The 9,262-nt window shown below is 70.0% G+C and carries 7 protein-coding genes; 3 read left to right on the top strand and 4 right to left on the bottom strand.

Annotated elements, in window-relative coordinates; genetic code table 11:
* Positions 1-35: 35 nt before the first annotated feature.
* Genes cs1 through ACFWFI_RS37255 form a run of 4 tightly spaced genes read right to left on the bottom strand, consistent with a single transcriptional unit; the run spans position 36 to position 5,262 of the window.
* A complete protein-coding gene (cs1, locus tag ACFWFI_RS37270) occupies positions 36-1,010 on the bottom strand; it encodes a clavaminate synthase Cs1 (protein WP_387399307.1) in 975 nt (324 codons plus the stop codon).
* The gene (gene speB / locus ACFWFI_RS37265; RefSeq protein ID WP_387399305.1) at positions 1,007-1,957 is read right to left on the bottom strand and encodes an agmatinase; all 951 of its coding nucleotides are present in this window, start codon (positions 1,955-1,957) and stop codon (positions 1,007-1,009) included. Before speB ends, cs1 begins: the two co-directional genes overlap by 4 nt.
* 57 nt (positions 1,958-2,014) lie before the next feature.
* Complete coding sequence (locus ACFWFI_RS37260) at positions 2,015-3,544, bottom strand: asparagine synthase-related protein (protein WP_387399302.1); 1,530 nt, start codon at positions 3,542-3,544, stop codon at positions 2,015-2,017.
* A 2-nt stretch (positions 3,545-3,546) separates the two neighbouring features.
* Positions 3,547-5,262, bottom strand: coding sequence for a thiamine pyrophosphate-binding protein (locus ACFWFI_RS37255; RefSeq protein WP_387399300.1), 1,716 nt, complete (start codon positions 5,260-5,262; stop codon positions 3,547-3,549).
* 211 nt (positions 5,263-5,473) lie between these two features.
* Between ACFWFI_RS37255 and argJ the strand changes: the two genes are divergently transcribed.
* From argJ to ACFWFI_RS37240, 3 genes are all read left to right on the top strand, one after another.
* Complete coding sequence (gene argJ, locus ACFWFI_RS37250) at positions 5,474-6,652, top strand: bifunctional glutamate N-acetyltransferase/amino-acid acetyltransferase ArgJ (protein ID WP_387399298.1); 1,179 nt, start codon at positions 5,474-5,476, stop codon at positions 6,650-6,652.
* Between the two features lie 100 nt (positions 6,653-6,752).
* Positions 6,753-7,754, top strand: coding sequence for an MBL fold metallo-hydrolase (locus tag ACFWFI_RS37245; RefSeq protein ID WP_387399296.1), 1,002 nt, complete (start codon positions 6,753-6,755; stop codon positions 7,752-7,754).
* Between the two features lie 686 nt (positions 7,755-8,440).
* On the top strand, positions 8,441-9,229 hold the full coding sequence (locus tag ACFWFI_RS37240) for an AfsR/SARP family transcriptional regulator (protein ID WP_387399293.1): 789 nt from the start codon (positions 8,441-8,443) through the stop codon (positions 9,227-9,229).
* The last annotated feature ends 33 nt before the right edge of the window (positions 9,230-9,262 follow it).

The following is a 9,262-nucleotide window of genomic DNA, read 5'->3' as shown; positions in this document are numbered from 1 at the left end:
GGGCGGCACCGGCCCGCCGGGGCCCTGAGGGCCCGTCAGGCCCGCGGCGTGAAGGTGACCACGTCCCCCGCGTGTTCGCCGCCGGAGAGCTGGCCGAAGCGGTCGGTGCGGATGTAGACGCGGTGCAGCCACCGGTCAGCTCCGTCCCAGCGTGGTGTGAAGGGCGTACGGGCGTGTGTCGTACGGAAGTTGTCGACGATCAGCACGTCACCGGGGATCAGGTACACGGCCTCGGTGATCTCGTCCAGAGCCTTGGACAGCGCCTCCACGGCCTCGACGTCCCGGGGGTCCTCGGGGGCCAGCAGCTCCCGGTCGTACCCGAGCAGCGGGTCGTCCGGGTCGCCGTAGAGCGGTTTCACCTGGGCGATCGCCCCGGGGTCCTCGACGCCGCCGCGGAAGGCGACGTCGACGCAGCAGGGCACCTTGCGGTCGAAGAGGTGGCTGCGGAAGCCCTCGGGGACCAGCGGCAGGGCCTTGCGGACCGAGCCGACCAGGGTCGCGGCCTTGCGTTCGTGGTCGGCACGGGAGCAGGCGAGCATCACGTAGTTGGGCTGGAGCTGGTGGTAGGCCATCTCCGTGTGGAATTCCAGGAGGGTCTCGGAGGTCTCCGAGGAGAGGTGGTGCGCCCCGGGCGACGGATACACGTCGTGGTAGACGGTGCCGCTGCGCAGCTCCTTGTACCCGGTGTGCAGGCCGAGTCGGCGGCCGACGATACCGAGCATCGCCTCCATGGTGAGCAGCGGGCGCTCCGTCGGCGCGGGGGTGGACTCGGGGGTGCGCGGCAGCTGTTCCCGCGGTTCGACGGGCAGGCCACGCAGCAGGAGGTAACCGTCCTCGTTGCCGGATACGTTGAAGGCGTCGAGCGGCTCGGCGATCGCGGGCGGGAGGTCTCCGGACGCCTCCTTCGCGGCCTTCAGGAAGGCCGGGAGGTCCGCGCGCGGCACCGCGGGCAGACGCGAGGCGAGTTCCAGGAGTTCGTCGCGGAGTTCGGAGCAGTCGATGACGGTCACGCGTCGTTCCTTCCTTTGATGTGAGCACGGGCGTACTGGTAGAGCAGTTCGGCGCCTATCTCGGTCGCCAGGACGGAGGTGATCCCGGCGTGGTCGTAGAGGGGCGAGACCTCCATGACGTCGAAGCCCACCGGCCGCAGCTCGCCCACGCAACGCAGCAGGGCCAGGACCTCGCGGGAGGAGAGGCCGCCGGGCGCGGGGGTTCCGGTGCCCGGGGCGAACGCCGGGTCGGCGACGTCGACATCGACCGATACGTAGACGGGGCGGTCGCCGATGAGCTCCTTGATGAGGGCGTGGGTCCCGGCGACACCGGTCTCGACGAACTCGTCGGTGGTGACGACCCGCACTCCCTTGCCGCGGGCGTAGTCCAGCGAGTCGGGCTGTGGGTTGTGGCCGCGGATTCCGATCTGCACCGTGCGCCGGGGGTCGATGACCCCTTCGTCGATGCCGTGCCGGAACGGGGTCCCGTGGTGGAACTCGCCCCCGTAGAAGGCGGGGTTGGTGTCGGAGTGCGCGTCGAGGTGGACCACGGCGACGGGGCCGTACTGCTCGGCCACGGCACGCAGCGCGGCGAGGGTGAGGGAGTGGTCGCCGCCGAGCATCAGGAAGGCGGCGTTGTCCTGGAGGAGGCCGCGCAGATGACGGTGGGCCGTCTCCATCGCGATGTGCATGTTGAACGGGGTGAGGTCGATGTCCCCGGCGTCCACGCAGTCGATGAGATCGAAGGTTCCCGGCCCCCGGTCGATGCCGACCCCGTGGATCAGGCCGGATTCGTTACGGATGGCTCGTGGGCCGAAGCGGGCACCCGGCCGGTAGCTGGTGCCCCCGTCGTAGGGTGCGCCGATGACGACGACGTCGCGGCCGGTGGGCTGCGGGTCGTGCGGCAGGCGCATGAAGGTGGGGATCTGCGCGTAGCGGGGCGAGATCGCGGTGTCGACGCGTTCCACGACGTCATCCCTCCTGTCGGACGGGCCGCGGGCGGCCGGTTCGGGGTCCGGGGCGATTCACTCGGTCTCCTTCAGCCGTGCCGCCACCTGGTGCACGGTGTCGGCGGTGCTCACCTCTGCGGGTGGCAGGCCCTCGACCACCACCCGGTCGAAGATCTCCCTCACCACCAGGGACTTGGCCTGGTGGATGTCGGCCTCGGGCACCCCGGCGTCCATCAGCAGGAGGCTGAAGGACGATGTCGTGCCCGAGCCCTCGTGCACACCGAGCTTCGGCCGGTTGACCGTCTCCTGCGGCAGCAGGGCGCTCATCGCCTCGCGCAGGACCCATTTGTCGCGGCCGTAGCGGCGCTTGAGCCCGGCCTCCAGTGACACCAGCAGGTCCAGTACGTCACGGTCCCAGTACGGGTGGGTCGACCAGTGGCCCTGGATGCCGGAGAGCACCGGGGTCATCTCGTTCAGCCCGTCGAAGGTGGCCATGTCGAACGCCACGGCCGTGTCCAGCTGGGGCAGCCGGTTCTCGCGGTGCATGCCGGCGAGCGGGATGTCGGCCCCGTAGCCGGTGAGGATGCGGCGGGCGGGCCCGTCGAGCGCGCGGTACAGGGCGGTGAGCGGCAGCAGGTACTCGATGATGTCCGGGTCGACGGATTCGGACGCCCAGACCGCGTACGGGAGCTGGTCGAGCAGGTCCGCCGTGGGAACGGTGATCTCCCGGTGGGCGGAGCCGAGATGCGTGGCGACCACCCGTGCCTCGGCGAACTCGTCCGAGGTGTCGGTGCCCATCGACAACGTGTCCAAGGGGCCGTCGGTGTGCGCGGCGGCGAGCGCGGCGACGCCGGACGAATCGATTCCTCCGGAGAGCACCACCAGCGGTGTGGTGCCGCCGGCGCGGACCCGGACGGCCCGCTCCAGCGTGTCGCGTACGGCGTCGGCCGCGTCGGCCTCGGGCAGGATCCGCCGGGAGACCGGCGGGGTCCACGTCCGGGAGGGCACGGCGGTGCCGGTACGCACGTCGAGGTCCAGCACCGTGCCGGCGGGCACCTGGTGGACGCCCGGCACCCGGCGGACCCTGCGCGCCTCGGCGACGGGCCGGCCGGACGGCGGGGCGTGAGCGGTCGCCGGGACGAGGGCCTTGATCTCGGTGGCGGCGAGGACGCGTCCGGGTGCCGGGAGGGTGTAGAGGGGGACGGAGCCCGCGTGGTCGGTGGCCAGGAGCACCCGGTCACCGAGGGCCACGGCCGCCGCGAACCGGCCGTTGAGCAGCCGGAAGGCGTGCAGGTCGTAGACGCCCAGCAGGGCGAGCAGCAACTGCGCGTCCGTGCGGGAATCCGTGCCGGCCGGAAGAAGGGTGAGCAGTTCGTCCCTGTTGTAGAGCTCGCCGGCCAGGACGAGCGCCGTGTCCCCGGAGCGGGCCACGGCGTCCCCGGCCGAACCCGAGTGCACGAGGACGGTGTTCAGGGTCTGGTTGCGGAGGGCTTCGGCCACGCTTTCGTGGGCACCCCGGGTGGCGAACACGGGCCCGGGGACCCGGTCCCCGCCCTGCTGGGCGGAGACCAGGAACCCCGTGGCCGCGGGGAATGTGTGCGTCATGATCAGATGCTCAGGGCACCGAAGCCGCCGGAGGTGAAGTCGTAGTTCACCGGGACCTCGATCAGGAACGGGCGGCCGAGACCAGCTCCCTTGCGCAGTGCTGCGAGCAGGTCCTCGCGGGAGTTGGCCTTGACGGCCTCGACGCCGTTGGCGCGGGCGAGTTCGGTGAAGTCGACTCCGGTGAACTTGACGGCCGGGTCGTGCGAGCGCTGGTGGCCGAGGTTCTGGTAGAGCTCGATCAGCCCGTTGGTGTCGTTGTTGACGACGACCGTCACGATCGGCAGGTTGAGCCGGGCGATGGTCTCCAGGTCGGCACTGTTGGAGTGGAAGCCGCCGTCGCCCGCTATGAGGAAGGTGGGCTGGCCGGGGCGGGCCATCTGGGCGCCGATCGCCGCCGGGATGCCGTAGCCGAAGCTTGAGCAGCCGGCCGAGGTGAGGAACCCGAAGGGCTGGTCGGCGCGGGCGAAGAGCACCCCGTAGTGCCGGAAGAAGCCGATGTCGGAGACGATCGTGCCCTCACCGGCTGCCGCTGTCTCCTCCATCACCGTGTTCATGGAGTCCATCACCTGGTGGACCCTCATGCCGTCCTCGTACTCGGTGGGGTCGGCCAGGAACTCGGCGATGCGCTCGCGCAGCGGGGCGATGTCGTGCGGGGTCTTCTCCGCGAGGTCCGAGGTGGCGGCGTCCAGGTGCTCGACGAAGGCCAGCACGTCGGTGACCACGTCGACGTCCGGGCGGTACACCCGCGGGATCGGGTTGACGGTCGGAGAGACCCGGACGGTCTTCTTCTCACCGCCGCGGGTCCACATCGAGGGGCGCAGGTCCTCGGCGTAGTCGTAGCCCAGCGTCACGATGACGTCGGCCGGGCCGAAGAGTGTCTCCAGGGCGGGGAAGGACAGGATGCCGTCCATGTACCCGGTGACGGCCCCGTAGTTGAGGTGGTGGCCGTGCGGAAGGACACCCTTGGCGATGTACGTGGTGATGACGGGGACGTGCAGGCGTTCGGCCAGGGCCCGGATCGCGGGAACCGCGCCGGAGCGGATGGCCGCCGCGCCGACGACGAACACCGGGTGCTCCGCACCGGCGACCAGGGCCGCGGCCTCGTCGGCGGTGGCCTCCCAGCCGGCCTGGACGGCGCCGACCGGCTTGGCCGGGGTCTGCGCGGCGGGGTGGGTGACCGAGGCGTCGACGTCGGTGCCGAGCAGGTCGACGGGGATCGAGATGAAGCTGGGCCCGACGGGCTCGGTCATCGCGGCTGCGACGGCGGAGTCGACCAGATCGGTGATCTCGTCGGGGCGCTGGAGCTCGACGGCGTACTTCGTCATGGGGCGCATGACGGCGACGGAGTCCAGGCACTGGTGGGTGTCGTTGGGGAAGATGTCGTGCGACTCGGACTGGGCGGCCAGCGCGATGACGGGCGAGCGGTCCAGGATCGAGGTCGCCACACCGGTGGCGAGGTTCGTCATGCCGGGGCCGAGCGTGGCCCAGCAGGCCTGCGGCCGGCCGGTGATGCGGGCCAGAACGTCGGCGGCGACGCCGGCGGTGAACTCGTGCCGGGTCAGGACGAAGTCGATTCCCGGTGCCTCGTCGAAGAGTATGGAGGCGGCTTCACGGCCGACGACACCGAACACCGTCTCCACACCGTGCTCGTGGAGACGCTTGAGCAGTGCGTGTGCGGCCGTCGGGTTGTTGCTGGGCTTGGTCGATACACGGGACATGCGGCGTCGTCTCCAGGATGTCGACGGGAAGCGGATTCCCGTCACCGTGCCGGTGTGCTCTCTCCACCACCTCTCCAGCGCCTATCCGAGCGCGCTCCGGTGCGCTTCGGTGCCGCCCGGGCCGTTCGGGGCTCGCACTCGCGCCGACTGTGATAGATGAATTGACATACGAGAAAACACATAAAGCTATCGCAGAGGGAAGAAGACGATCATGACCGGTACGACTACCCGGGACCCTGCCGGGTTCGTGGTCCACACCGCTCCGGTGGGACTCTCCGACGACGGGCGGGACGACTTCACGGTGCTGGCCTCGACCGTGCCCACGCAGGTCAGCGCCGTGTTTACCAAGTCCCGCTTCTCCGGCCCGAGCGTGGTGCTCAGCCGGGCGACGGCGGCCGACGGGCAGGCACGCGGGGTGGTCGTCCTCGCCCGGAACGCGAATGTCGCCACCGGCCCGGAGGGCGAGAGCAACGCCCGGGAGGTGCGGGACTCGGTGGCCGCCGCCACCGGGCTCGCCGAGGACGAGCTGCTGATCGCCTCCACCGGGGTGATCGGCCTCCAGTACCCCATGGAACAGATCCGCGCACACATCAAGACTCTCTCCTGGCCGTTCCCTGAGGGCGGGATCGACCGTGCGGCGCGGGCCATCATGACGACCGACACCCGGCCCAAGCACGTCGCTGTGCGTTGCGGCGAGGCGACGCTCGTCGGCATCGCCAAGGGCGTAGGGATGCTGGAGCCCGACATGGCGACCCTGCTGACCTTCTTCGCCACCGACGCCCGGCTGCCCCAGGACACGCAGGACCGGATCTTCCGGAGCGTCATGGACCGTACGTTCAACGCCGTGTCCATCGACACGGACACATCGACCAGCGACACGGCGGTCCTGTTCGCCAACGGGCTGGCGGGCGACGTGGATCCGGCGGAGTTCGAGGAGGCGCTGTACGAGGTGGCGCTCGCCCTGGTGAAGAACATCGCCTCCGACGGCGAGGGGGCAAGCAAACTCATCGAGGTGCGGGTCACCGGAGCCCGGGACACGGCGCAGGCCAAGCGCGTCGGCAAGACCGTGGTCAACTCACCGCTGGTCAAGACCGCCGTGCACGGCAGCGACCCCAACTGGGGCCGGGTGACCATGGCGATCGGCAAGTGCACGGACGACACCGACATCCTCCAGGAGAACGTTACCGTCCGCTTCGGCGGGACCCTGGTCTACCCCCAGCGCGCCGACGGACCCGGTGACGCCGCGCTGCGAGCGGAGGTCGCCGAGCACATGCGCGGCGGCGAGGTCGTGATCGGTATCGGACTGGGCATCGGCGACGGGGAGTTCACCGTCTACGGCTGCGACCTGACGGAGGGGTACGTCCGGCTGAACTCCGAGTACACCACCTGATCCGCCGCGCCCCGGCCTCGTCACTGACTCAAATGTGCCGCCTCACCGCACCTTCTCCGTAGGGTGACGGGTGATCAGCACAACGTGAACGAGGTGGCACATGAGTCAGTCGCGAAGGTCGGTCCTCCAGGGCGCGCTGGGCGCCGGGGCGGCAGGGCTGCTGGTCGGCGGCGCCGCCCCGCTGCCGGCCGCACACCCCCGTCGGGCGCCGAAGGGCACAACGACCGGCCTGCGCTGGCTGGGCGTGGCCGGCTGGGAGCTGTCGTTCGCGGGCCGCAGCATTCTCTTCGACCCGTATCTGAGCCGGATGCCGTACGCCGACGAGGGCGGCGCCCTCGATCCGGCGCTGCCGCTGCGCCTGGACCCGGATGCGGTGGAGCACGTGGCGGAGAAGGAGTTGACCGGGCCGCCCGAGCTGATCCTGATCAGCCACGGGCACTTCGACCACCTCGCGGACGTGCCGCACCTGTTGTCCCGGCCGGGCTGGGGCGACCGGCGCGTCCGGACGCTCTGCGACACCACGTCACGTCATCTGCTGGCCGCGATGGGCACACCCGCGCGCCGCATGGCGGACGTGGTGGCGGTGAGCGGGGGCGATCACCTCCAGTTCGACGGCTACAGCGTGGAGGTGTTCCGCAGTCTGCACAGCAGGCAGGAGGACTACACGTCCTTCGCCCCCGGGACGCGGGACACCGTCCCCGCGCGGCCGCGGACTCTGGGCGACCTGGTCGAGGGGCAGACGCTGTCCTTTCAGGTGTCCGTCGAGGGGGGCCCGTCCGTACTGCTGAACGGCACCAGCAACGTCGCGGAGCGGGAGCTGGCCGGCGTGAGGCCCGATGTAGCGGTGATCGGGATGAGCGGTCATGCCGCTGTCCACGGCTACCCGGACCGACTGCTCACCGCGCTGGGCTCACCGCCCGTGCTCCTGCCCTGCCATCACGACGACATGGTGACCCCGCTGGGCGACTCGGGACTCTTCCGCACCGTCTCCCCCGATGCGGCGACGGCACTGGCGCGGGCCGCCGAGCGCGGGGCTCCGGACAGCGGCACACGCGTACTGGCACCCCGGCATCTGGAGCTGCTCGACATCACAGCGCCGTGACCCGAGCGCCCGGACGGTCGAAGCCACCGGGGGCCGAAGCCACCGGGGCTCGAAGCCACCGGGCCACCTCGACCCCCGGCCCCCGAAGCCTTCGAGTGCCCGAAGCGGTCAGTCCCCCGTTCGCCGGACGCCCGTTTCGGGCACCCGCGCCCCGGCACACGACCCCGTCGGCATACGGTTTCCGCCATCACTGGACTAGACCACCGAAGTCGCGCCGTAGGGGCCGGAAAAATGCGCTGAGTAACCACACCCTCCACACACGGCCGCCCGTCTCCCTCACAGCGGAAGCACACCCTCCACCGAGGCGCAATGTTCTGGGGGCCGTGACCCGGCGAACGCCGATTGGCATATGCCTCGGCGATTACTCCGCGCAATTCGCGATCATGCGCGTCCGGCCACTCCACCGCCGCACACGTTATCCACGGTTTCCCGCGCACGCCTTTCGCCCTCCTCGGCACGACAGTTTTCAGCCGCACCCATCCCGGCCTCGTTGACGCAGCAAGGTTGGCTGATTACTGTCCCGACTCAATAGGACATGGGGCAGAACCCGCTACGCGCGTAGTGGCCGAAGCCAGACCACTGCATTCCCTTCATCGACCAGCGCATCCATAGACATTGCGTGCGAAAATCCAGCAGTTCATGGCAGGGGAATTCGGTCATGGACAGGCAGAAACGGGAGAACCCCTATGGCCGGCGTGCAGATTCGCATATTAGGTCCGATCTCCATGCTTTCCCACAACATGCCGGTCCCCCTCGCCGGACAACGGCAGCTCCGGGTTCTCACCGCCCTCGCACTTGTGTCGGGCAGAGCAGTCAGCACGCCCGACCTCATCGCCCACCTCTGGGGCGAACGTCCGCCCCGGACCGCCCCCGGCCAGCTGCAGACGAGCGTGTGGATGATCCGCCGCGCTCTGGCCTCGGTCGGCGCGCCGCAGGAAACCGTCCTGTCCACGGCTTCCGGTTACCAGCTGGACGTCGCTCACTGCGAGATCGACAGCGATATCTTCCGGCACAACGTCGCGACGGCGAAGAAGTTGATCCGTGCCAACCTCAAGGAGGAGGCACTGGAGCTGCTCAAGGACGCGCTCGCCCTCTGGCGGGGCCCTGCCCTGGCCACGATTTCGAGCAGTGTGCTGCAATCCCGCGCCGCCCGGCTGGAGGAAGAGCGCCTGGCCGCACTACAACAGCGCATTTGCCTGGAGATAACACTGGGCGAATACGAGGAGGCCATCGGTGAACTCACCGACCTCATAGCCCTTCACCCTCTCCGGGAAGAGCCGTACGCGCATTTGATGCAGGCGCTGTATCTCTCCGGCCGGCAGGCCGACGCACTCGCCGTGTTCCGAAGGGCCCGCAATACGCTGACCGACGAGCTGGGAATCGATCCCGGCCCCAGGCTGACTACGCTGGAGCGGGCGATCCTTCGTCAGGACGCGGACATGCTCTCGGCCGTGCCGGGGATGGCTCGGCACTGACCCTGGTCCGGCCCCAGCCGCCGCGCTCCCCGG

It is taken from the genome of Streptomyces sp. NPDC060209 (assembly GCF_042728155.1).
Classification (GTDB): domain Bacteria; phylum Actinomycetota; class Actinomycetes; order Streptomycetales; family Streptomycetaceae; genus Streptomyces.
The sequence above is the reverse complement of the archived record's forward strand: the minus strand, read 5'-3'. Positions and strand labels throughout refer to the sequence as shown.